19 protein-coding genes and 1 tRNA gene are annotated in these 22,114 nt (G+C 68.0%); 5 read left to right on the top strand and 15 right to left on the bottom strand.

Features of this window, described 5'->3' with window-relative positions; genetic code table 11:
- Positions 1-114 precede the first annotated feature (114 nt).
- On the top strand, positions 115-546 hold the full coding sequence (locus MHA02_RS02205; protein WP_147076343.1) for an HIT family protein: 432 nt from the start codon (positions 115-117) through the stop codon (positions 544-546).
- Between the two features lie 6 nt (positions 547-552).
- Here the strand turns inward: MHA02_RS02205 and MHA02_RS02200 are convergent, their stop codons facing one another.
- From MHA02_RS02200 to MHA02_RS02185, 4 genes are all read right to left on the bottom strand, one after another.
- Positions 553-972, bottom strand: a complete 420-nt coding sequence (locus tag MHA02_RS02200; protein ID WP_147076342.1) for a PilZ domain-containing protein — start codon at positions 970-972, stop codon at positions 553-555.
- Positions 973-1,083: 111 nt separating this feature from the next.
- Positions 1,084-1,311, bottom strand: a complete 228-nt coding sequence (locus MHA02_RS02195) for a hypothetical protein (RefSeq protein WP_147076341.1) — start codon at positions 1,309-1,311, stop codon at positions 1,084-1,086.
- A 100-nt stretch (positions 1,312-1,411) separates the two neighbouring features.
- Positions 1,412-3,469: an NAD(+) synthase gene (locus MHA02_RS02190; RefSeq protein WP_373318399.1), complete on the bottom strand. Its 2,058-nt coding sequence runs from the start codon at positions 3,467-3,469 to the stop codon at positions 1,412-1,414.
- A gap of 78 nt (positions 3,470-3,547) precedes the next feature.
- A complete protein-coding gene (locus tag MHA02_RS02185; protein ID WP_147076339.1) occupies positions 3,548-5,368 on the bottom strand; it encodes a chloride channel protein in 1,821 nt (606 codons plus the stop codon).
- An 81-nt stretch (positions 5,369-5,449) separates the two neighbouring features.
- On the opposite strand from MHA02_RS02185, the gene MHA02_RS02180 reads away from it, so the two are divergent.
- The 3 genes from MHA02_RS02180 (at position 5,450) to MHA02_RS02170 (ending at position 10,175) form a co-directional block, all read left to right on the top strand.
- Entirely contained in the window at positions 5,450-5,890 is a 441-nt protein-coding gene (locus tag MHA02_RS02180; protein ID WP_147076338.1) for a MarR family winged helix-turn-helix transcriptional regulator, read from the top strand.
- 134 nt (positions 5,891-6,024) lie between these two features.
- The gene (locus MHA02_RS02175) at positions 6,025-9,153 is read left to right on the top strand and encodes a DNA translocase FtsK (protein ID WP_373318398.1); all 3,129 of its coding nucleotides are present in this window, start codon (positions 6,025-6,027) and stop codon (positions 9,151-9,153) included.
- Positions 9,154-9,281: 128 nt separating this feature from the next.
- A complete protein-coding gene (locus tag MHA02_RS02170; protein ID WP_147076337.1) occupies positions 9,282-10,175 on the top strand; it encodes a LolA family protein in 894 nt (297 codons plus the stop codon).
- Positions 10,176-10,178: 3 nt separating this feature from the next.
- Here MHA02_RS02170 and MHA02_RS02165 read toward each other — a convergent pair whose 3' ends face one another.
- Positions 10,179-10,928, bottom strand: coding sequence for a lysophospholipid acyltransferase family protein (locus MHA02_RS02165; RefSeq protein ID WP_147076336.1), 750 nt, complete (start codon positions 10,926-10,928; stop codon positions 10,179-10,181).
- 136 nt (positions 10,929-11,064) lie between these two features.
- Between MHA02_RS02165 and xth the strand changes: the two genes are divergently transcribed.
- Complete coding sequence (xth, locus tag MHA02_RS02160; RefSeq protein ID WP_147076570.1) at positions 11,065-11,874, top strand: exodeoxyribonuclease III; 810 nt, start codon at positions 11,065-11,067, stop codon at positions 11,872-11,874.
- A gap of 156 nt (positions 11,875-12,030) precedes the next feature.
- Here xth and MHA02_RS02155 read toward each other — a convergent pair whose 3' ends face one another.
- The 10 genes from MHA02_RS02155 to MHA02_RS02110 form a co-directional block, all read right to left on the bottom strand.
- A complete protein-coding gene (locus MHA02_RS02155; protein ID WP_147076569.1) occupies positions 12,031-13,461 on the bottom strand; it encodes an amino acid permease in 1,431 nt (476 codons plus the stop codon).
- Between the two features lie 79 nt (positions 13,462-13,540).
- On the bottom strand, positions 13,541-14,671 hold the full coding sequence (locus MHA02_RS02150; RefSeq protein ID WP_147076335.1) for an aminotransferase class I/II-fold pyridoxal phosphate-dependent enzyme: 1,131 nt from the start codon (positions 14,669-14,671) through the stop codon (positions 13,541-13,543).
- A 50-nt stretch (positions 14,672-14,721) separates the two neighbouring features.
- Complete coding sequence (locus MHA02_RS02145) at positions 14,722-16,365, bottom strand: B12-binding domain-containing radical SAM protein (RefSeq protein ID WP_147076334.1); 1,644 nt, start codon at positions 16,363-16,365, stop codon at positions 14,722-14,724.
- Positions 16,366-16,471: 106 nt separating this feature from the next.
- The gene (locus MHA02_RS02140; protein WP_147076333.1) at positions 16,472-18,166 is read right to left on the bottom strand and encodes a sensor histidine kinase; all 1,695 of its coding nucleotides are present in this window, start codon (positions 18,164-18,166) and stop codon (positions 16,472-16,474) included.
- A 255-nt stretch (positions 18,167-18,421) separates the two neighbouring features.
- On the bottom strand, positions 18,422-19,117 hold the full coding sequence (gene rplA, locus MHA02_RS02135; RefSeq protein ID WP_147076332.1) for a 50S ribosomal protein L1: 696 nt from the start codon (positions 19,115-19,117) through the stop codon (positions 18,422-18,424).
- A gap of 10 nt (positions 19,118-19,127) precedes the next feature.
- The gene (gene rplK, locus MHA02_RS02130; RefSeq protein WP_147076331.1) at positions 19,128-19,577 is read right to left on the bottom strand and encodes a 50S ribosomal protein L11; all 450 of its coding nucleotides are present in this window, start codon (positions 19,575-19,577) and stop codon (positions 19,128-19,130) included.
- A gap of 278 nt (positions 19,578-19,855) precedes the next feature.
- Complete coding sequence (gene nusG, locus MHA02_RS02125; protein WP_147076330.1) at positions 19,856-20,389, bottom strand: transcription termination/antitermination protein NusG; 534 nt, start codon at positions 20,387-20,389, stop codon at positions 19,856-19,858.
- Positions 20,390-20,445: 56 nt separating this feature from the next.
- Entirely contained in the window at positions 20,446-20,748 is a 303-nt protein-coding gene (gene secE / locus MHA02_RS02120; RefSeq protein ID WP_147076329.1) for a preprotein translocase subunit SecE, read from the bottom strand.
- Positions 20,749-20,918: 170 nt separating this feature from the next.
- Positions 20,919-20,995: transfer RNA gene (locus MHA02_RS02115), tRNA-Trp, on the bottom strand.
- 76 nt (positions 20,996-21,071) lie between these two features.
- On the bottom strand, positions 21,072-21,944 hold the full coding sequence (locus MHA02_RS02110) for a DUF1444 family protein (protein ID WP_170248981.1): 873 nt from the start codon (positions 21,942-21,944) through the stop codon (positions 21,072-21,074).
- Positions 21,945-22,114: the final 170 nt, after the last annotated feature.

The raw sequence follows: 22,114 nt of genomic DNA, 5'->3' as shown, positions 1-22,114 counted from the left end.
GCATCACCGCTCGAAGAGTTCGCGCCCTCGGCGTCGGGCAGGCTGTGGACGCTCGGGTCCGGCCTGTGCAACCTGCCGCCCGAACCCCGATCGACCCGCGAGGAGCGGCATCCGATGAGCACCGCCTACGACCCGGACAACATCTTCGCAAAAATCCTGCGCGGCGAGATCCCGGCCCACACGGTCTACGAGGACGAGGACACGCTGGCCTTCATGGACGTGATGCCCCAGGCGGAGGGGCATACCCTGGTGATCCCGAAGACGCCCTCACGTGGGTTGCTCGATGCCGACCCTGTGGTGTTGGCACGGCTGATCGCGGTGGCGCAGCGCGTCGGGCGCGCCGTGACGGCGGCCTTCGAGGCCGACGGCCTCACCGTCTTCCAGTACAACGAGGCGGCCGGCGGACAGACGGTGTTTCACCTGCACGTGCATCTCGTGCCGCGCCGCGAGGGCGTTCCGCTGAAGCGCCACGAGGGCGGCATGGCCGACAACGCCGTTCTCGCAGATCACGCCGAGCGGATACGGGCAGCCCTGAAGGCCGGCTGAAGCGCTTCAGGCGGCGGTGCTGGTCGCTCGCCCCATCGAGGCGATGACCGACCGCAGGGCGGCGTTCTCGGCTTCGAGTTCGGTGATGCGCCGCACGAGCATCGCCAGCGACGGATCGGCTGCGACCGGCTGCGGGGCGACCTCCTTCGCGGAAGCGGGCGCAGGCTTCAAGACCATGTCGTCGAAGGTGACGCCGACGCCGTTGGCGCGCCGCCAGCGCAGGGTCGACCGGAAAGTCTGGTCCTTGTTCTGGATGTAGAGGTCGAACACCTCCGGCAGCGTCGTCGTCTCGCTCAGTTCCAGCCGCGCGCCGGTGCCGGACATATCCCGGACCAGGCAGTCCATGGTGGAACAGCCGTTGTTGAAGACGATCTTGCCCTTGAGGAACGTCCTGTTGCGCACGGTCTGGCGCTGATCCATCGACATCTTGGTCCCCGAGCTACGGCTCCGGCGGCCACCGTTACCTATGATACATTAAGGAAGGCTCGCCGGCTTTCTCGAAAGCCGGTGATATCGGCGATCGAAGGCGGGGAGGCTTCAGTGGGTCGGCCGATCCATCACCTGGAACAGGTAGAAGCCGTTGAAGCGGACGGAGGTAGCGGCCGCTTTCCCGTCGAAGCCGGGCGTTGCGGTCGAGTGCTCCTCGACCTTTCCGCCGAAGCTCCAGCGGCCGCCCGTCACGAAGCGGGGCACGACATGGCTCTCGGGAACCGCGCAACAGAGCCCCTGATCGCCTTTCAGGCGAAAAAGGTTGTAGCTTCGCATCGGATCTTCCTCCGCCACGCCACCCTGCCGGGAACGGCATAGCCGGACAATCGGACAGGTTTATGTCCGTCGGTTTTCACGGGGTGAGGGGCGGTGAGCGTCAGTCGGCGGGGATGTTGCGCTCCCACTCGTCCAGCCAGGCCTTGGCGCTGGCATCGGAGGGCGCGCGCCAGTCGCCGCGGGGCGAGAGGGCGCCGCCCGCCGAGACTTTCGGGCCGTTGGGCAGCGCCGAGCGCTTGAACTGACTGAACCGGAAGAAGCGATCGAGGAACACGCCGAGCCAATGCCGGATCTCCGGCAGGTCGTAGGCGGCGCGCTTTGTCTCCGGCATGTCCTGCGGCCAGGAACCGGCCTCCCGGTTGCCCCAGGCATGAGTTGCCAGAAAGGCGATCTTCGAAGGCCGGAAGCCGTGGCGCAGCGTGTAGTAGAGGTTGAAGTCCTGCAGGGCGTAGGGGCCGATCCTGTTCTCGGTGCTCTGCCGCCCCTTGCCGTCCGCGGCCGGCACCAACTCGGGCGAGATTTCGGTGTCGAGCACAGCGAGGAAGGTGCGGTTCTCGGCCTGTCCGAACTGGCCCGAGGCGACCACCCAGCGGATGAGGTGCTGGATCAGCGTCTTCGGCACGCCGGCATTGACGCCGTAATGGCTCATCTGGTCGCCGACGCCGTAGGTGCTCCAGCCGAGCGCCAGCTCCGAAAGATCGCCGGTACCGAGCACGATGCCGCCATGCTGGTTGGCGAGACGGAAGAGGTAGTCGGTGCGAAGCCCCGCCTGCACGTTCTCGAAGGTGACGTCGTAGACGGGCTCGCCCCGCCCGAATGGATGGCCCATCTCCTCCAGCATCATTTTGGCGGTCGGCCGGATGTCGATCTCGTTCGCCGTCACTCCGAGCGCGGCCATCAGCGCGTGCGCGTTGGCCTTGGTCTCGTCCGACGTGGCGAAGCCCGGCAGCGTGTAGGCAAGGATGTCCGCTCGCGGGTGCCCGAGCCTGTCGAAGGCCCTGGCCGCGACGATGAGGGCATGCGTGGAATCGAGCCCGCCTGAGACGCCGATCACGAGTTTCCTGGTGCTCGTGGCCTCCAAGCGTTGGGCGAGGCCGGCGACCTGGATGCTGTAGGCCTCGTAGCAATCCTGGGCGAGGCGGGCCGGATCCGCCGGGACGAACGGAAAGCGCTCGACCCGCCGCCGCAAGCCGAGGTCGCCCGCCGGCGGATCGAGCCGGAAGCCGATGCGGCGGTAGGTCCGGCCGTGCTCGCGCGCATTGTCGTCGAAGCTGCCTGCGGACAGTCGCTCCTGCGCGATCAGGTCGAGGTCGACGTCGGCGAGCGTCGTCACCGGATCGGGGCTGAAGCGCGCGCCTTCTGCCAGCCGCACGCCGTTCTCGTCGATGCTGGTCTGCCCGTCCCAGGACAGGTCCGTGGTCGACTCGCCCTGCCCGGCCGCGGCGTAGACATAGGCGCAGAGCCCCCGCATCGAGGCCGAGCGGCTGAGAAGGCTGCGCGACTCCGCCCGTCCGATGGTGATCGGGCTGCCCGAGAGGTTGGCGAGCACGGTCGCCCCGGCCAGCGCCGCCTCCATCCCCGGCGTCGCCGGCACCCAGAGATCTTCGCAGATCTCGATCCCGAGGAGGAAGCCGGGCAGGTCCTCGGCGGCGAAGAGCAGGTCGGTGCCGAACGGCGCCTCGGCGCCGGCGACCCGGATGCTCTCGCCGGTCACGCCGGCCCCGAGGGCGAAGTGCCGCTTCTCGTAGAACTCGCGGTAGTTCGGCAGGTAGCTTTTCGGAACGACGCCGAGGATGCGCCCGCCGTGGATCGCCACGGCGCAATTGTAGAGCCGGTGCCGCCAGCGCAGGGGCGCGCCGACGACGAGGACCGGCGTCAGGTCGGCGGAGGCGGCGACGAGCGTGCCGAGGGCGTCATCGACGGCATCGAGCAACGCTCCCTGCAGCAGCAGGTCGTCGATGGCGTAGGAGGAGACGCAGAGCTCGGGAAACACCGCCAGCGCCGCGCCGTCCGCGTGGCAGCTCCGTGCGAGGTCGAGCAGGGCGCGGGCGTTGGCCGCCGGGTCGCCCGGATGGCTGCGCCCGGTGCAAGCGGCGACGCGGGCGAAGCCGTGCCGGTACAGCGACCGGAATTTCCTCGTCGTATCTGTCTGCGTCACAGGACCGATCGTTGCTCCGCCTGCATTTCGTCCGGCAGGGTTGCCGAAGGACGCGCCAGCTTACGCTGAACGGCGCTCTCACGCAGCCCGCCCCCGCGCTCGGGTCCTCAACGGATTCCGTCGGGCGAGAAAGACCCGGCGCTCGTCCTCCGATCGAATGACCTCCGCCCGAACCTTCAGGAGGTCCCGGCGCGTGACGATGCCCACGAGCCGCCCGGAGTGGGAGTCCGCGACCGCGATGCAGCCCTGGTGCCGGCCGAGCATGAGATCGAGGGCGCGCGCGACGACATCGTCCGGATGGAACACGGCGAAGGTGCGGTCTGCGAGGCGGTCCGCAAGCCGCTCCCCATCCCTTCCCGGTGTGGACGCCCAGTGCAAGGCATCCTTGCCGGACACCACGGCGATCGGTCGTCCTTCGGCGTCGACGACCGGGTAGGTGCGATGCTCGCCGCGTTCGATCGCGGCGATGGCCTGTGCGACGGAGAGAGTGCCTGAGAGCGTCTCGACCTCGGTCACCATCACGTCGCGGACGCGGCTGAGCTCATAGGGATCGACGCCGTATTCGCGGACGATGTGCTGGCCGCGCCGGGCGATCTTCTCGGTGAGGATGGAGCGCTTGAGCAGCAGGACCGTCACCGCATAGGCCGCGACCGTCGCCGCGAGCAGAGCCGGCAGGGCGTTCAGATCGCCGGTGATCTCGGCGGCGAAGACCGCGCCGGTGAGGGGCGCCCGCATGGTGCCGCCGAGCATCGCGGCCATCCCGAGGAGCGCCCAGAAGCCCGGATCGCCCGGCAGCACGCAACCGACGAGCCAGCCCATGGCGCCGCCGAGGATGAGGAGCGGTGCGAGAACGCCGCCCGACGTGCCGGACGACAGCGCCAGCAGCCAGATCGCCGCCTTGACGACCAGGATCAGCAGAACCGCCCCGACGAGCAGGTGCCCGGCGAGCAAATCGCCGATGACGTCGTAGCCGACCCCGAGCGCCCGGGGCTCGATCAGGCCGCCGAGTCCGATGCAGACGCCGCCGAGCGCAGGCCACCACATCCAGTGGATCGGCAGGCGCTCGAAAGCATCCTCCAGGGCGTAGAGGCATTTCGTCAGAACTGCCGATTGCAGGCCGGCGAGGATGCCCAGTCCGGCGCAGGCGATCAGCCCCCACCAGGGCAACACCGGTGTTCCCGCGAACGGAAAGAGCGGTCCCGTCCCGAACAGCAGCGGGCGCCACGCCGTGGCCGTCACCGCGGCTGCGGCGACGGGGATGAAGCTGCGCGGCCGCCATTCGAACAGCAGCAGCTCGACCGCCAGCAGTACCGCGGCGACGGGCGTTCCGAAGATCGCCGTCATGCCAGCGGCCGCACCCGCGACCAGCAGCGTCTTCCGCTCGGCAGAACTCAGATGGAAGAACTGGGCGAAGAGCGAGCCGATCGCGCCCCCCGTCATGATGATCGGCCCTTCCGCGCCGAACGGGCCGCCGGTGCCGATCGAGATCGCGGAGGAGAGCGGCTTGAGCAGTGCTACCTTGGGCGACATGCGGCTGCCGCCGATCAGGATCGCCTCGATCGCCTCCGGGATGCCATGGCCGCGGATCTTCTCGGAGCCGAAACGCGCCATCAGCCCGATGACGAGGCCGCCAAGTACCGGGATGGCCACCATCCAAGGCGAGCGGGCGGCCTCCGCGAGCGAGATGGATGTCGTATCGAACCGTCCGAACCAGGCGATCTGCGTGACGAGGGCGATCAGCTTGACCAGTGCGAAGGCGGCGAAGGCGGCTGCCGTCCCGATCGCCAGCGCCATCGCGACGAGAACGAGCAGGCGCGGGTTCGCCGTGAAATCCCCGAGCGGGCGGGAGCCGTGCCGCTCCGTGGTCTTCGACGGCTTTCGTTCGGTCACACTCGGCATGTCGTCTCCTGGTTCGGAGACGGATATATATCGTGTTACGATATAATCTATGGGGGCTGCGCGGTGGTCGGGAGCGGCGGCATGACGACGAAGGCGAACGACGAGGCCGGCCTGTCTCCGGAGCAATACGCCGCGATCGCCGATTTTCGGCATCGACTGCGCCGCTTCCTCGCCTTCAGCGCCGAAGCGGCGACGGAGGCCGGCCTGCCACCGCAGCAGCATCAGGCGCTGCTGGCGATCGCGGGACATGTCGGTGACGAAGCGCCGAGCGTCGGCATGCTCGCCCGGCAGCTCATGGTCGCCGCGAACTCGGCGGCCGAGCTGGTACGGCGGATGGAGCAGGGCGGTCTCGTGACGAAGACGGCCGCGGCCGACGACCGCCGCCGGACCGAGCTGGCTTTGACGCCGAAGGCGGAAGCCATCCTGAGACGGCTGACGGTGGCGCATCTCGACGAACTGCGCGCCTTGGAACCGGCGCTGGTGCGCGCGCTCGGCCGGCTCGATCGCACCTCCAGAGGTTGAACGCGTACAGGCGAGCCGCCGTGCGGGACGGTTCGGAAGGCCCTCTTTCAAGCGTTCATTAACGACGCTGCGCCTAACTGGCGGGGAACCGCTCCGCGGGGAGTCGGACCTTGTATCGAGTCATTTCACAGATCATGCGCGCAACGGGACGGCCTCCCCAAACCCATCGTGATCCCTCTCGCCCGGGTCGCGGCGGCGACCGCCTCGACCTCTCCATCGGCGCCATCACGCAGCGCCTGATGGCGCTTCGCTCGAACGTCGCGCGCCGTCTCTACGGGCCGCCGCAGCGCTCGGCCCAGCCGGTGGCACGCCCCACTCCCGAGGCTCCTCCGAGCTGGCTGACTTCGCCGGGGGCGATGCTCGCGCAGCCCGAGCCGTCACGACCTTCGGCGGCCTGGTCTCATCAGGCCTTCGACGACGACCTCGTACCGCAGGACGCTTACGACCTCGATCCTTCCTACGAGAGCCGCATCGATGCGGGTGCCTCGGGCGCCGGCGTTCTCGTGCGCACCCCGCGCCGCCCGGACTCCATCGTGCCGGCGGCGATGCCGGTCCAGGCCTATGACCCGAGCGTCCGCTTCACCCGCACGCCCGACCCTGTCCTGCAGGAGCGTCGCCAGCGCGCCATCGAAGCCGAGCGCGAGGCCCAGCGGCAGGTCCAGGCCCTGCACGAAGCCCAGGTCGCGGCCTACGCCGCAGCCGAAGCCGCTCGCGAGGCGGCCGAGGCCGAGGCGCTTCGGGCCGAGGAACTCGCCATCGAGCTCGCCGCGCAACAGGCGGAGGATGCCGCCCGCGCCGCCGCCGAGGCCGTTCCGGCCTGGCGCCGCCCGTTCGTGCCGCCGCCCGGCGTCCGCTTCTTCCGCACCCCCGATCGGCCGCGCCCCGTGGCCCCGAAGCCGCAGCCGGTATCGGATACGCAGGTTCCCGATGCCGAGTGGTCCGACGTGCCGGACTGGTCGGATCTGCAGGGCTGGTTCGGCGCCGCCGAGTCCTCTTCCACCGAGCTGTGGTTCGCCGATGCGTCTGGCCCCGACGTCACGACCGCGAAGCCGGTGCCTCAGGCTCCCGAGACCTTCGTTTCGGTGCCGCTCGACATTTCGCTGCTGCGCGCCCTGCCGGCTGCGCCGGTCTATGCACTCGATCATCTCGTGCGCTTCGAGGGCATGCCGATGCCGCTCCCGGCCAACACTCCGGCCGAACCCGAGGCGATGGTCCGGGCCGCACCCGCGAAGCCGGCACTGAGCCTCGTCTCGGGCGGCCTTTCGGAGCGCGTGGTCCCGGCCCCGCGTCCCGTCCCCTCCGCCATGGCCGCCCGCGCCGCGATCCGCCCGGCCGTTGCCTCTCAGCCGGCCGCGCCGACGCCCGTTGCGACCTTCCCCTCCCCTCCCCCGGTCTGGCAGGACGAGGTCGTCGCATCGGCGCCGCGCCCGGTGCCGATCCCGTCACGTCCGGTCCTGTTGCGCACGCCGAAGACGGCAGCCCCCGAGATCGAGGAGACCGAGATCGCGGCGGTCGAGCCCGAGCCGGCCCCCGCTCCCGAGCCGGTCGCCGCCCAGCCAGCGCCGGTGTCGACGTCCCGCGCGGTCATGCCCGAGCGCCGCACCTTGGTGCCTGCGAACCAGCACGTGCCGATGTCCTTCGTCGGCAACGAGAACTACGAGCTTCCGGCCCTCGAACTCCTCGCCGAGCCGATGCTGTCGGACACCGAGGAAGTCGATGCCGACGAACTGGAGCAGAACGCACTCAACCTTCAGCAGACCGTCCAGGATTTCGGGGTTCGCGGCGATATCCTCGCGGTTCGTCCCGGTCCGGTCGTGACCCTCTACGAGCTGGAGCCGGCGCCTGGCACCAAGTCGAGCCGCGTCATCGGCCTGTCGGACGACATCGCCCGCTCGATGTCCGCCGTGTCGGCCCGCGTCGCGGTGGTGCCCGGCCGGAACGTCATCGGCATCGAACTGCCGAACGCCGTGCGCGAGACCGTGTACCTGCGCGAACTCCTGGCCTCCGAGGACTTCGTCCACACCAAGCACAAGCTCGCGCTCTGCCTCGGCAAGAACATCGGCGGCGAGCCGATCATCGCCGACCTCGCCCGCATGCCGCACCTGCTCGTCGCCGGCACCACCGGCTCGGGCAAGTCGGTGGCCATCAACACGATGATCCTGTCGCTGCTATACCGGCTGAAGCCGGAGGAGTGCCGCCTGATCATGGTCGACCCGAAGATGCTGGAACTGTCCGTCTACGACGGCATCCCGCACCTGCTCTCCCCCGTCGTCATCGACCCGAAGAAGGCGGTCATCGCCCTCAAATGGGCGGTGCGCGAGATGGAGGAGCGCTACAAGAAGATGTCGAAGGTCGGTGTGCGCAACATCGACGGCTACAATGGCCGGATGAAGGAGGCCCGCGAGAAGGGCGAGGTCATCAACCGCACCATCCAGACCGGCTTCAACCGCGAGACCGGCGAGGCGGTGTTCGTCGAGGAGGCGATGGACCTCTCGGCGCTGCCCTACATCGTCATCGTGGTCGACGAGATGGCCGACCTGATGATGGTGGCGGGCAAGGACATCGAGGGCGCGATCCAGCGTCTTGCCCAGATGGCCCGCGCCGCCGGCATCCACCTGATCATGGCGACGCAGCGTCCCTCGGTCGACGTCATCACCGGCACCATCAAGGCGAACTTCCCGACCCGGATCAGCTTCCAGGTCACCTCGAAGATCGACAGCCGCACGATCCTCGGCGAGATGGGCGCCGAGCAGCTCTTGGGCCAGGGCGACATGCTGTTCATGGCCGGCGGCGGACGAACCACCCGCGTCCACGGGCCGTTCTGTTCGGACAGCGAGGTCGAGACCGTCGTCGACCACCTCAAGCACCAGGGCCGTCCGTCCTATCTCGAAGCGGTCACGGCGGATGACGGCACGGGTGAGCCGGAGAAGGCGACGAAGGGCTCGCGCGCCAAGGCCGACAAGGAGGAGCCCGAGGGCGAGGAGGCCGATGCTCCGGTCTTCGACGTCGGCGCCTTCGTCGCGGCCAGCGGCGGCGACGGGGCCGATCTCTACGATCAGGCGATCGCCGTGGTGCTGCGGGACAAGAAGGCCTCGACCTCCTACATCCAGCGTCGCCTGCAGATCGGTTACAACCGCGCCGCCTCGATCATGGAGCGCATGGAGATCGAGGGCATCGTCGGCCCGGCCAACCATGCCGGAAAGCGCGAGATCCTGGTCGACGGCGTGCCGATGCCCTCCTCGGGCTACGACGACGACGAGTGAGCCGCAACTTCGCCACAGGCGCGGGCTCTAACCCTGGACGTTCCGGTGCTTCGTGCCCCGGAACGTTCAAATGGACCGAAGCGGTCCCGCCCGAAGAAACGCACGCAAGTCTCGGAGACCGCAAGACGATGACTGGCCGCCGCTCCCGCCTCGCCGCCGGTCCGCTGCTTCTCCTGGCCCTCGCGCTGCAGCCGCAGCCGGCCTCGGCGCAGCTGTCCAACTTTATCGACGGCCTCCTCGGCAACAAGGAGGAGAAGGCTGCGCCCGCTCCGGAAGCCGAAGCGCCGGCCGCGAACGGCAAGAAGGCCGCTCAGAAGCCCGCCAAGGACAAGGCCGCGAGCGCCGACAAGTCCGTCGCTCCCAAGGCCACTGCCAGGCCTGCCGAGTCGCAGGTCGCCGCTGTCGGAACGCCGGCCGCCGGATCGTCGCTGCAGAATGCCGAGCCCGAGGCCGTCGTCCAGCGCGCCAACGCCTATTTCAACAGCTTCCAGACGCTCACCGGCGGCTTCATGCAGATCGGGCCGGACGGCCGCAAGATCGGCGGCAAGCTCTCCCTGGCCAAGCCCGGCCGCCTGCGCTTCGAATACGACCAGCCCTCGCCGCTGGAGGTGATTGCCGACGGCACCTCGGTGGCCGTGCGCGACCGCAAGCTGAATACGCAGGATCTCTACTTCATCTCGCAGACGCCGCTGAAATTCCTGATCCGCGAAAAGATCGATCTCGCCCGCGACCTCACCGTGACCGACGTCTCGAACGAGCCCGGCGGCATCCGCGTGACGCTGGAGGACCGCTCGACGCTTGGGGGCACCTCGAAGATCCAGCTCTATTTCGACGCCGAAATGAAGACGCTCTCGCAATGGCGGATCACCGACCCGCAGGGCTACCTGACGACGGTGCAACTCGCCAACCTGCAGAAGGGCAAGGCCGTCGACGGCACGCTGTTCTTCATCGATTACGGCCGCGCCGAAGACAAGGCGATGCGCGAGCAGATCAAGCGCAACGAAGCGCAGGCCGAGCAGTAGGCCTCAGATCGCCTGCAGCGCTGGCTCTACAGTCCGCGCTTCCGGCTCCCGCCAGCGGTCCAGTTCCGAATCGATCGCACCTTGCGTGCCGCGCATGAACTCGCCGCCGGTCAGGCCCGGCGCCAAGGTGGCGAGGTAGCTCACCACCACGGTTCCAGGCTTGTGGCGCGAGCCGCCATGCGGCCAGTACAGCCCCGAATTCACCGCGACCGGCAGCACCGGCAGGCCGAGTTTGGCGTAGAGCAGCTCGACGCCGCGCTTGAACTGCACCGGCGCCGTGATCTCCCCACGCGTCCCTTCCGGGAACATCAGGATCGAGCGTCCCTGCCCGATCGCGGCGCGGCTCTCGTCGATCATGATGCGCAGCGCCTGCGTGCCGTTGGCGCGGTCGATGATGATCATCGGCGAGCGCTTCAGGAACCAGCCGACGATCGGAATGGCCACGAGTTCGCGCTTGGCGACGATCGCGACGTTCGGCACGAGCGTCAGGAACGCCAGCGTCTCCCAGGCCGACTGGTGGTTTGCGACGATCAGGCACGGCTCGGCCGGAATGCGCTCGCGGCCTTCCTCGACGTAGGTCAGCCCGATGATGTGATGCAGGCCGAACAGGATGCCCCGCGACCACAGCCGCGTGAACGCCCGGATCGGCCGGGCCGGTGAGCCCAGGGCGGCCAGAACCACGAGCGGGAAGGCGAACAGGCCGGTCCAGCCGGCCCAGTACAGGTTGAAGAGCACGGAGCGGGTGCGTGACACTCGGGAGTCCTTGAACGAGAGGTCGCCGGATGCCGCGGACAAGCGACCGGCGGCGGCATTTCATCGGCGACGAGTGCGCGAAACCGATCTATCGGTGACGCCCTTCGCCGATGCCAACCCTACAGGGCCGGATCCGTTGCGCCTCACCGTCACCACCTGGAACATCAACTCGGTGCGGCTGCGCATCGACTCGGTACTGCGTTTTCTCGACGCTGCGAAGCCCGACGTCCTCTGCCTGCAGGAGACTAAGTGTCCCGACGATGCGTTTCCGCTGAAGGCGCTGCGCGGCTCCGGATATGAGAACGTCTTTTTCGCCGGACAGAAGGGCTACAACGGCGTTGCCATCCTCTCGCGGTTTCCGCTGCTCACACGCTGCGTGATGCCGTTCTGCGAGCGCCAGGATGCGCGCCACATCTCGGCGGTACTCGGGCCGGAGGCTGGCGCTGCGGCGGGGATCGCGCTGCACGATTTCTACGTGCCGGCCGGCGGCGACATCCCCGACCGCGCCCTCAACCCGAAATTCGCGCACAAGCTCGACTTCCTGCAGGAACTGCGTGCCTGGGGCGGTAAGCGCGTCGCCGGCCCGGCGATCCTGGTGGGCGATCTCAACGTCGCGCCCCTCGAGCACGACGTCTGGTCGCACAAGCAGCTGCTCGACGTGGTCAGCCACACGCCCATCGAGACCGAGGCGTTGGAGACCCTGCGCGGCGAAGCCGACTGGATCGACACGGCGCGCCTGCTCACGCCGGAGCCCGAGAAGATCTACACGTGGTGGAGCTATCGCTCGCCGGACTGGCAGGCCGCCAACAAGGGGCGCCGCCTCGACCACGCCTGGGTCTCGCCGGACCTCAAGGACACCGTCCGCAAGATGGAGGTGTTTCGCGAGGCGCGCGGCTGGGAGCGGCCGTCCGACCACGCACCGGTGACGCTGACGCTGGAACTGTGACGGAACATCGCCGCCCGGCGGACAATTGAGGCTTCGCAATAACGATACCGGAGCCCGGACCCGCATCATGCGCAAACTGATCCTCGCTTTCCTGCTGCCCAAGGTCGTCTCTTGGCTGCGTCGGCGCTATGGCGGCGGACGTCAGGGTCAGCGGACCTACTGAGCGGCGGGCGCTCGTAATCTCCTGCGGCCATAGCCCAAGAAGATCGCGAGCCCGAGAACGAGCCAGGCGACGAGCCGGATCCAGGTGTCGCCTGGCAGCCCGACCATCAGGGCGAGGCACGCAAGAATGCCGAGCACCGGCAGGACTTTGCCACCCGGCACCCGGAACGGACGCGTCCGTTCCGGATCGGTCCGCCGTAAGATCAGTACGGCGCTGCAGACGAGGATGAAGGCGAACAGCGTTCCGATGCTGACGAGTTCGCCGAGGACCTCGATCGGGACGAGCGCCGCGACGGTGGCGGTGACGAGACCGATCGTCACTTGGCCGATCCGCGGCGCGCGCGTCACCGGATCGAGCCGCGCGAAGATGTCCGGCAGCATACGGTCCCTCGCCATCGCATAGAGGATCCGGCCCTGCCCATAGAGGGCGGTGAGGCAGGCTGTGGTCAGGCCGATGAGCGCTCCGACCTTGATCAGCAGTCCGAAAGCATCGAGGCCGAGCGTATCGACCGCTTTGGCGATGGGGTCGGGGACGTTCAGCGCCTTGAAGGGCACGAGCCCGGTGAGCACGATCGCCACCGCGACGTAGAGCACGGTGCTGACGACCAGTGCGCCGATCAGGCCGATCGGGGCGTCGCGCTGCGGATGCCGGGTCTCGGCGGCGGCGCAGGACACGGTCTCGAAGCCGATATAGGCGAAGAACACGACCCCCGCCCCGCGCAGGATGCCGCTCCAGCCGAAGGCGCCGAACGCGCCTTCGTTCGGCGGCACGAGCGGCGACCACAACTCGGGCTTCACGTGGATGCCGCCGACCACCACGAAGCTGAGGATGATCGCGACCTTCAGGGCCACCAGGATCGCGTTGCTCATGGCGGCATCGCGCGCCTCGCGCATGAGCAGCAGGGTCAGTCCGCAGGTGATCGCGGCTGCCGGCAGGTCGACGATGCCGCCGCGTCCCGGTGCCGAGGCGAGGGAGGGCGGCAGCCTCAGTCCGAAATCCGCTGCGAGGCTCTGGGCATAGCCCGACCAGCCGACCGCGACGGTAGAGGCCGCCATCGCGAATTCGAGGACGAGGTCCCAACCGATGATCCAGGCGGCGAGACTGCCGAGCGTCGCGTAGGTGTAGGTGTAGGTCGACCCCGCGACCGGAATCATCGCAGCGAGTTCGGCGTAGCAGAGCCCGACGAGGCCACTTGCGATGCCGGCGAGGATGAAGGAGAGCGCGAGGCCCGGCCCCGCGAACTGCGCCGCCGCCGTTCCGGTCAATACGAAGATACCGGCCCCGATCGTGCCGCCGACCCCGATGCAGACGAGGCTGAGCGCCGACAGGCTGCGGGTGAGCCCGCGCGACGAAGCCTCATGGTCCTCCTCCTGCGCCAAGATCGCTGTGATGGGCTTGCGGGTGGCGAGGGCTGAGGCGAGCACGGGCGGCGTGTCCATCGAAGCGAGGGCCAGTCCGAACACTGGCCGCATCCGCGCCGCAACGCGAATGCCAATCCCTTGCCTACGGTGTGACGCCCGGTCGCAAATCCGCCACCGCCTCGGCGAGCCCGTCCACCTGCGCCTCGCCGTGTGCGGCGGAGAAGGCGATGCGCAGTCGTGCCGTGCCGGGCGGCACCGTCGGCGGCCGTATCGCGACGACGAGGAAGCCGCGCGCCTCCAACGCCGCAGAGAGCGCCAGCGCCGTCTCCACCTCGCCCACCACGATCGGCACGATCGGGCTCTGCGCCTCGGGCAGCCCGAGCCGCGCCGTGAAGCGGCGGGCCAGCGCCAGCGGCCGGGCAGCGCGCTCCGGTTCGGCTTCGACGATATCGAGCGCCGCGAGCGCGGCCGCAGCCGAGGCTGGCGGAAGGCCGGTGGTATAGATGAAGCTGCGGGCACGGCATGTCAGCAGGTCGATCACAGGGCGCGAGGCGCAGAGATAGCCACCGTACGAACCAAGCGTCTTCGAGAGCGTGCCCATTTCGAGTGGCGCGCGGGTACCGGGTTCGATCACGCCGAGGCCATGGGCGTCGTCTACCAGCACCCAGGCGTCGTGTGCCTCGGCCAAAGCCAGGATTGCGTCCAGCGGCGCCCGGTCGCCGTCCATGCTGAAGACCCGCTCGGTCAGGATCATCGCCCGTTGGGCCTTGCCACGATGCTTGTCGAGAAGCGTCGCGAGATGCGCGAGACTGTTGTGCCGGAAGCGCATCGTCTCGGCGCCCGACAGTTTCGCTCCGGCGAAGAGGCAGGAATGCCCGAGCGCATCGACCAGGATCAGGTCGCCCGCGCCGACGAGCCCCGAAACGATGCCGAGATTGGCGAGGTAGCCGCTGCCGAAGACGAGGGCCGCTTCCTTGCCCTTGTGGGCGGCAAGCCGCTTCTCCAGCGCGATCAGCGGCGGATGGTTGCCGGTGACGAGCCGCGAGGCCCCCGCCCCGGTACCGTATCGCGCCAAAGCCTCGGTTGCCGCCGCGATCACCCGCGGGTCGTGACTCAGCCCGAGATAATCGTTGCAGGAGAAGGAAACGAGGTCTCGCCCCGCCCTCCGGGTCATCACTCCGTTCCGCCGCTCCGTTGCCGCGAGGCGTCGGCGCAGAGAGGCCGCATCGAGCTGAACGAGGGTATCGAGCGCAAAGGCATCGAGGCTGGACATGCTGCCTCAAGGCCCCCGGTCGGCCGGCGAGTCAAGTCGGCCTCAGGCCGCTAAGCCGCCTCACGTTCCGGGACGAAACGGCGGCGGGCGTTGGCCCAGAAGCCGCGGTCGCGCGCCTTCTCGGTCTCGGCGGCCTTGGCCGCGTAGAACGAGGCGTTGTGCTCGCCGCGCAGGGCCTCGCGGGTGAAGCGGATCAGGTGATGGGCGACGAAGCCCATGTTGAACACCGCCTCGATCTGCCCGCGCTTCAAGGCGTGGCCCGCCGCGTTCCAGAACGGCCGCCGATAATCCGAGAACAGGCCGACGCGCGTGACGATGTTGAAGCCGAGGATCAGGCCGCGGCGCAGATTGGTGAAGGTCAGCTTGCCCTTGGTCGGCGTGACGATGCGGTTGCCGTAGGTCACGTCGCACTGGTGCTTGAAGCGCTCGAAGAGCCGCTCGGGCGTGTAGGCGTGCCCGATCGCCCGGCGCCAGCTCGCCACCACGCTGTCGTGCGGACGCATGAACAGCACGTTCGATTCGAGGCTGGCGTCGTGCAGGAGTCGCCCCTCGCGCTCGAGCCTGTCCCAGAGTGGGGTCTTGGGCAGGGCCTGGAGCAGATTGATCGTCAGCACCGGGATTGCCGACTTGTCGATGAAATCGATCAACCGCTGCTCGGATTGATCGGTGTCGCTGTCGAGGCCGAGGATGATGCCCGACGTCACTTCGAGCCCGTAGGAATTCAGCGTCTCGATCGCGCCGTACATCGGCACGGCGGCGTTGTGGGTCTTGTCGATACCCTTGAGCGCATCCTCCTCCGGCGTCTCGATTCCGACGAAGACGGTCATGAAGTTCGCCTGGCGCATCAGCTCCAGGATCTCGGGCTGCTTCGCCATGTTCAGCGTCGCCTCGCAGGCGAACTGGAGCGGATAGTCGTTCTTCTTCTGCCAAGCGACGAGGTGCGGGAGCATGTCCCGCGTCGCCTTGCGGTTGGCGATGAAGTTGTCGTCGACGAAGTAGACCACGGCCGGGTGGCCGGGCTGGCTGATGATCGCATCGAGTTCGGCGCACATCTGTTCCGGGCTCTTCAGCCGCGGCTGGCGTCCGTAGAGCTGGGGGATATCGCAGAACTCACAGCGATAGGGACAGCCCGAGGAGAACTGAAGCGAGCCGATTAGGTAGCGCTTGAGCGGCGCCGCCTCGTAGGACGGCGCGGGAAAGTCGGAGAGCGGAAGCCGTTCCTTCGTCTCGAAGATCACCTGACGGTCCGGCCGCGATAGGTCGTGGTCGAGAGCCTCGATCAGCCGGTCCGTGGAATCGCCGATCTCGCCGACATGCAGGTAGTCGTAATCCGGGTACTTCTCCTTGGCGCCCGAGACCGAGGGACCCCCGAGCGCGGCGACCTTGCCGGCGGCATGGGCGCGCCGGCCGATATCGTGGATCTGGCCTTCCTGGATGTGCATGCCCGAGACGAACACCGCATCGGCCCAGGCGAAGTCCTCAGGCCCCGCGCGGCGGATGTTCTCGTCGATGAAGCGGCACTCCCAGCTCTCCGGCATGTAGGCCGCGATCACGAGGAGCCCCTGTGGCGGCATGAACGCCTTCACGCCGCCCATGAGTGGGTAGGCGTGGGAGAACGTGCCGAAGGACGGCGTGTAAGCGGGAAAGACGCACAGGATGCGTCGATTCGAGGTGACCGAGACTGTGCTTCGCATGGATGCGGATATAGCACAGCGCACGGCGATGGCGTCCCCCCGGAGCGCGCTTTCTCGCCGCGGTTTTGTCGATCTCCGGTCTCGGCCGCGAGGGGCGCTATGCCTCTCAATGTGCGGTGGCGCACGCCTCCAACGGCACGTCGATGACGCAGCGCAGGCCTTGCGGATCGAACTCGAGCCGGACCTCCCCGGCGAGTTCCCGCGCGATGCCGCCTGTGATCAGGCGGCTGCCGAAGCCGCGGCGTTGCGGGATCGTGACGGGCGGCCCGTCGTGTTCGCGCCACTCGATCCGGAGGCGGTTCTGACCGGCCTCGCCGCGGGTCACCCGCCAGCCGACGCTGACGCGGCCGGTGCCGGTCGAGAGCGCGCCGTACTTGGCCGCGTTCGTCGTGAGTTCGTGCGCCGTCATGCCGAGCGCCAGCACGTAGCGCGGCGGCAGATCGACGTCCTCCCCGACGAGGTCGAACTGGTCCTCGCCGTTGCGGTAGGGCGACAGTTCGTTCTCCAGCACCTGCCGGAGCGAGGCTCGGGTCCAGTCCTTGCGCGTCAGCAGATCGTGGGTCTTCGACAGCGCGAGGATACGGTTTTCGAGCTGCGCGACCTGCTCCTCGCCGCCGCGCGACTGCCGCGCCAGGGATTGCACTGTGGCGAGCGTGTTCTTCACGCGGTGGTTCAACTCGTGCAGCATCGTCACCTGCTGCTCCTGCAGGGCATGGCTGCGCGAGAGCTCGGCCTTGAGGTCCTGCTCGTGGCTCTGGAGCGCCGCGGCCATCGTGTCGAAGGCTTGACCGAGTTCGCCGAATTCGGAACTGCCCTTGAGCCCCGAACGCGCGCCGAGATCGCCGCCGCGCCAGGCATGGGCAGCCCGCAGCAGCCTTTGCACCGGGCGGCGGATGAAGGCTCGACCGCCGGCCAGGGCCGCCAGCAATGCGACCACGATGCCGGCGACGATGAGCACCACGCCCCGCCGGTTCGCGGCATCGATATCGGCGAAGGCGGCATCCCGGCTCAGGCCGACGGACACGGTGATGCCGTCGAGAGAGCCCTGCGGACGCACGGCCCCGGTAATGCGCAGGGTGCCGTACAGGTCGGGCATCTCCGTGACGCCGCCGGCGGCGACGGCGCCCTTCAGAGCCGCTTCGAAGTCGTCGGGGACACGGCGCCCGATCCAGGCCGTCGTATCGGGGAGGCGCACGAGCACCGAGCCGTTGCGATCGACGACGGTGATGGCGGCGTCGCGGGGCAGCCCGGCTTGAGACAGGCGCTGGCTCAACCATTCCGGATCGAAGCCGAGATTGATCAGTCCGGTGATCCCATCGGCGCCGTGGCGGAGCGGATGTGCGAACTGGATGGTGGGGCGTCCGCTGCCGCGCCCGATGACGTATTCGCCGATTGCCGATCGGCCGGTGGCCATCACCGTCTTGAAGTAGCTGCGGTCGGCCAGGGAGTAGGAGCCGGGCGCCGCGCCCTTGCTGTTGCAGACGACGCTGCCGGCGGCGTCCGTGACCACGATGATGTTGGAGCCGGTCAGCCGGCCGGCCACGGAGGCGAGGAAGGGCGTGCAGGCGGCCGCGTCCCGGTCGCGGATCGCCGGCTCCTCGGCCAGGATGTCGAGGACTTGGCGAGCGCCATCGGCGAATTGGGCGAGATCGGCGGCGACGGCTTGCGCCCCGCGTGCAGCAGCCGAACGCACGGTCTCGGCCCGTGCGTTGCGCAGATCCTGCTCGTTGTAGACCTGAACGGCGACCGCCGGCGCGAGCGCCAGCAGGACGAGCAGCAGGATGCGCGCGGTGAGGGTCAAGACGCCACTCTGCCGGTTGCGAAATCCCTGATCGGAGGCGCCTTGCTTCGCACGGCCTCAATCCGGTGGTCGACCGTCGAGCACGGTCCGTGGCAACGTCCTATGCCACGGTTAACTCTCGCTTAACCACGGACGATTTCGCTTTCGGATGCTGCACCCCGGAGGGTGTCCGCCCCTGCCCTTGCAGTTCGGGCTCCAACGGAAAACGCCCGGCCGAGCGGCCGGGCGTCTTGGATTGTCTCCGATCCGAGAGGATCAGGCCGTGAGCACGCTCGACGGCTCGACCTTCACGCCCGGACCCATCGTCGAGGTGACGGCGATGCGCTGGATGTAGGTGCCCTTCGAGCCCGTCGGCTTCGCCTTCGAGACGGCGTCGGCAAAGGCCTTGATGTTCTCGACGAGCTTCTGCTCGTCGAAGGACACCTTGCCGATGCCGGCATGCACGATACCGGCCTTCTCGACGCGGAACTCCACGGCGCCGCCCTTGGCGGCGGCGACGGCGGCCTTCACGTCCATGGTCACCGTACCGACCTTCGGGTTCGGCATCAGGCCACGGGGGCCGAGCACCTTGCCGAGACGGCCGACGAGCGGCATCAGGTCCGGGGTCGCGATGCAGCGATCGAACTCGATCTTGCCGCTCTGGACGATCTCGAGGAGATCCTCCGCGCCGACGATGTCGGCACCGGCCTCGCGAGCGTCGTCGGCCTTGGCGCCGCGAGCGAAGACCGCGACCCGCACGGTCCGGCCGGAGCCGTTCGGCAGGTTGCAGACGCCGCGGACCATCTGGTCGGCGTGGCGGGGATCGACGCCGAGGTTCATGGAGACCTCGACGGTCTCGTCGAACTTCGCGGTCGACTTCGCCTTCACGAGCTTGACCGCTTCGTCGATGGTGTAGAGCTTGGTCGGCTCGATGCCCTCGCGGGCGGCGCGGATGCGCTTACCTTCAGCCATTGTGCCCTCCTCAAGCCGTCACTTCGAGACCCATGGCCCGGGCGGAGCCGCGGATCATGGCAACGGCCGACTCGATCGAGTCGCAGTTGAGGTCGACCAACTTCTTCTCGGCGATCTCGCGAAGCTGAGCCTCGGAGATCTTGCCGACGGTCGGACCCTTGCCGGGGGTCTTGGAGCCGGAGGCGGGCTTCTTGCCGATCTTCAGGCCGACGGCCTTCTTCAGGAAGAAGGTGACCGGCGGCTGCTTCATCTCGAAGGTGAACGAGCGGTCCTGATACGCGGTGATGATCACCGGGATCGGGGTACCCTTGTCCATCTGCGCGGTTCTTGCATTGAAGGCCTTGCAGAATTCCATGATGTTGAGGCCGCGCTGACCGAGCGCGGGACCGATCGGCGGCGACGGATTGGCGGCGCCGGCCGGGACCTGAAGCTTCACGTAACCCGTGATCTTCTTCGCCATAGGGACTGCTCCCAATGTATGTCCGCCGCCGGGCTGCCTAAGCCTTCGACGAAGCGGACGGTTGCAGGTCGCGGTGCGATTTCGTGATCCCGGCGGCGAACCGAGGAAATCTCCCGCGGATGAAGGCGAATGGCGAATGGCGAATAGCGAATGGAAGGCGTTGAGCCTTCACTGCCGTCCGCCGACCATTGCCTGACGGCGTTTGGTGAAAGGCGCTAACGATCTAAAAGCCTTGCGGCTTCCATTCGCCATTCGCCACTCCCCATTCGCCCAGACGGTCAGGCCTTCTCGACCTGTCCGTATTCGAGCTCCACCGGGGTAGCGCGTCCGAAGATCGACACCGCCACCTTGAGGCGCGAGCGGGCATCGTCGATTTCCTCGACGGTGCCGTTGAAGCTGGCGAAGGGGCCGTCGGCGACGCGCACGGTCTCGCCGATCTCGAAGGACACCGAGTGCTTCGGGCGGTCCACGCCTTCCTGCACCTGGCCCTTGATCCGTTCGGCTTCCGCGTCGGGGATCGGAACGGGCTTCGACTTGTCGGCACCGAGGAAGCCGGTGACCTTCGGGGTATTCTTGATGAGGTGGTAGACCTCGTCGGTGAGATCGCACTTCACGAGGACGTAGCCGGGGAAGAATTTCCGCTCGGCCTCGACCTTGCGGCCGCGGCGCACCTCGGTGACCTTCTCGGTCGGCACCATGACCTCGTCGAAGAGCTCCATGAGTCCGCGCTGCGCCGCCTGATCCTTGATGGACTGAGCGACCTTGTTCTCGAAGTTCGAGTAGGCGTGGACGATGTACCAGCGCTTCGACACGGGTCGGTTCAACTCCCAAAGCAATCGTCGGCGCGAAGACCCGCGCCGGAAAATGACTAGCCGGCGATCCCGAGGAGGAGCCCGACGGCCCAGCGCAGGAACTGGTCGACGACCGTGAAGAAGATGCTCGCGACGACGACCATGACGAACACCATGATGGTGGTCACCGTGGTCTCCTTGCGGCTCGGCCACGTGACCTTGCGGCCCTCGTCGCGAACCTGTCCTAGGAATTCCAGCGGTCCGACGCGCTTGGCCGGGGGGCGCGGCGCCGGCGCGGAACGGGCCGTCGTCGGGGCTGCCGGCCCACGGGCGGCACCCCGGGCGGGATCCGCTTTCTTCGTCGCTTCGTTCGATGCCATGATCTTACGGGTACCGGAAATTCCGAGAGCCGGCGGGGCGAACAACCGAGGCAAACGCCCCGACCACGCCCGGACCGCGATAACGCAATCGACGATCTCGGAGTGCGCCCGCTCTAGCGCAAGTGCTCCGGCTTGTCGACCATCCATGAAAAGGCTGAGTGGTGCCGGACTGGCAGGAGTGGAGGGACTCGAACCCGCAACCTCCGGTTTTGGAGACCGGCGCTCTGACCAGTTGAGCTACACTCCTACGGCGCCACGGCGCGGCGACGTCAATGCCGCAAGGTTCGGCGGGATGCAAGAGGCTCGGCGACCCCTCCTGTCCGTCATCGACCGTGATCGGCCCGTTCAGCGACCGTGAGGGGTCTGACCGCGCCCTTTTCGAAGCGGAACAGCTCATCGGTACGGGCGTAGGCGCCGGTCCGCATCTGCTTGCGCACTTCCTCTGCCATGTCCCGGCGTGCCTTGCTGTCGGCGGGCCATGCCAACATGAGGTCGCGAGTTGGGATGGCGAGTGTCAAGCTGTCCGTCTTGAGGGCCTCGGCGATCTGGGCAAGATAACCCGGCAGCATGAGACGCGCGGCATCGTAATTGTCGACGGTCGCCACCATGACGAGGACCGGAATATCGTCGGCGATGGCGAGCTGGAAGTTCGCCTTCTTCGAGGCTGCATCGAGGTTGGCCAAGGCCGGCGCCTCGAGGCTTGCGGCGTCCACGCCCCAGCCTGCCAGCATGTCTCGCGTCACGTACTGGTAGCGGTTCGGCTCGTCGAGGACGTAGGTGACGATCAATGTTTCCGAGAAGGCGCGGTGGACGAGGCTGGGCGTCTGTCGGAGCACCTCGTGCGGTACGAGCTGGACGCGCAGGCGTGACTTGGCCGTGTCGAAAGTCTGCGTATGGCCCGAGGGTGCACCGGGTGCGGGCCGCAGAAAGGCCGTCAGATACGATTCGATCGCCTGCCGACGTTCCGTCCCAGACAGCCTGGCGACGCGGGGATACAGGTTGGTCAACGCGATCGTGAGACGGCCGACGCGGATCTGGCCCGGGTCGGGATCGGGGAGAACCGTAGCGGTCGGCTCGATGGCACGCAGGACATCTGCGACCTCGCTCCGAAAACGACCGTCGCTGAGAGCGTCCGCATAGCCGGCGCGTGAAAGGATCACGCTGCCCGTCCCCGCCAGCAACAGGCCCCCGGCCACGAAGCGGCGCCGGGAGAGCGGCGGACATGCTGGCATCGACGGCTCCGCCGGAATAGATCGGGGCCAGGAAATGACTCCGCCGGCCGCCCGTCAAGACGGAGGCCGGCGGAGATTATAGATATAAAGCAATTTTTCGATCGGTCGTGCGGCCGGTACTGGCCGCGCGTCCT

This window comes from Methylobacterium haplocladii (genome assembly GCF_007992175.1).
GTDB lineage: Bacteria > Pseudomonadota > Alphaproteobacteria > Rhizobiales > Beijerinckiaceae > Methylobacterium > Methylobacterium haplocladii.
This window is presented reverse-complemented; position numbering and strand designations above follow the sequence as displayed.

Bases quoted from the DNA above. Each gene is read 5' to 3' on its own strand.
- MHA02_RS02205 (WP_147076343.1), top strand. From the start codon at position 115: ATGAGCACCGCCTACGACCCGGACAACATCTTCGCAAAAATCCTGCGC.
- MHA02_RS02200 (WP_147076342.1), bottom strand. From the start codon at position 972: ATGTCGATGGATCAGCGCCAGACCGTGCGCAACAGGACGTTCCTCAAG.
- MHA02_RS02195 (WP_147076341.1), bottom strand. From the start codon at position 1,311: ATGCGAAGCTACAACCTTTTTCGCCTGAAAGGCGATCAGGGGCTCTGT.
- MHA02_RS02185 (WP_147076339.1), bottom strand. From the start codon at position 5,368: ATGCCGAGTGTGACCGAACGAAAGCCGTCGAAGACCACGGAGCGGCAC.
- MHA02_RS02180 (WP_147076338.1), top strand. From the start codon at position 5,450: ATGACGACGAAGGCGAACGACGAGGCCGGCCTGTCTCCGGAGCAATAC.
- MHA02_RS02175 (WP_373318398.1), top strand. From the start codon at position 6,025: ATGCGCGCAACGGGACGGCCTCCCCAAACCCATCGTGATCCCTCTCGC.
- MHA02_RS02170 (WP_147076337.1), top strand. From the start codon at position 9,282: ATGACTGGCCGCCGCTCCCGCCTCGCCGCCGGTCCGCTGCTTCTCCTG.
- MHA02_RS02150 (WP_147076335.1), bottom strand. From the start codon at position 14,671: ATGTCCAGCCTCGATGCCTTTGCGCTCGATACCCTCGTTCAGCTCGAT.
- MHA02_RS02145 (WP_147076334.1), bottom strand. From the start codon at position 16,365: ATGCGAAGCACAGTCTCGGTCACCTCGAATCGACGCATCCTGTGCGTC.
- rplA (WP_147076332.1), bottom strand. From the start codon at position 19,117: ATGGCTGAAGGTAAGCGCATCCGCGCCGCCCGCGAGGGCATCGAGCCG.
- rplK (WP_147076331.1), bottom strand. From the start codon at position 19,577: ATGGCGAAGAAGATCACGGGTTACGTGAAGCTTCAGGTCCCGGCCGGC.
- secE (WP_147076329.1), bottom strand. From the start codon at position 20,748: ATGGCATCGAACGAAGCGACGAAGAAAGCGGATCCCGCCCGGGGTGCC.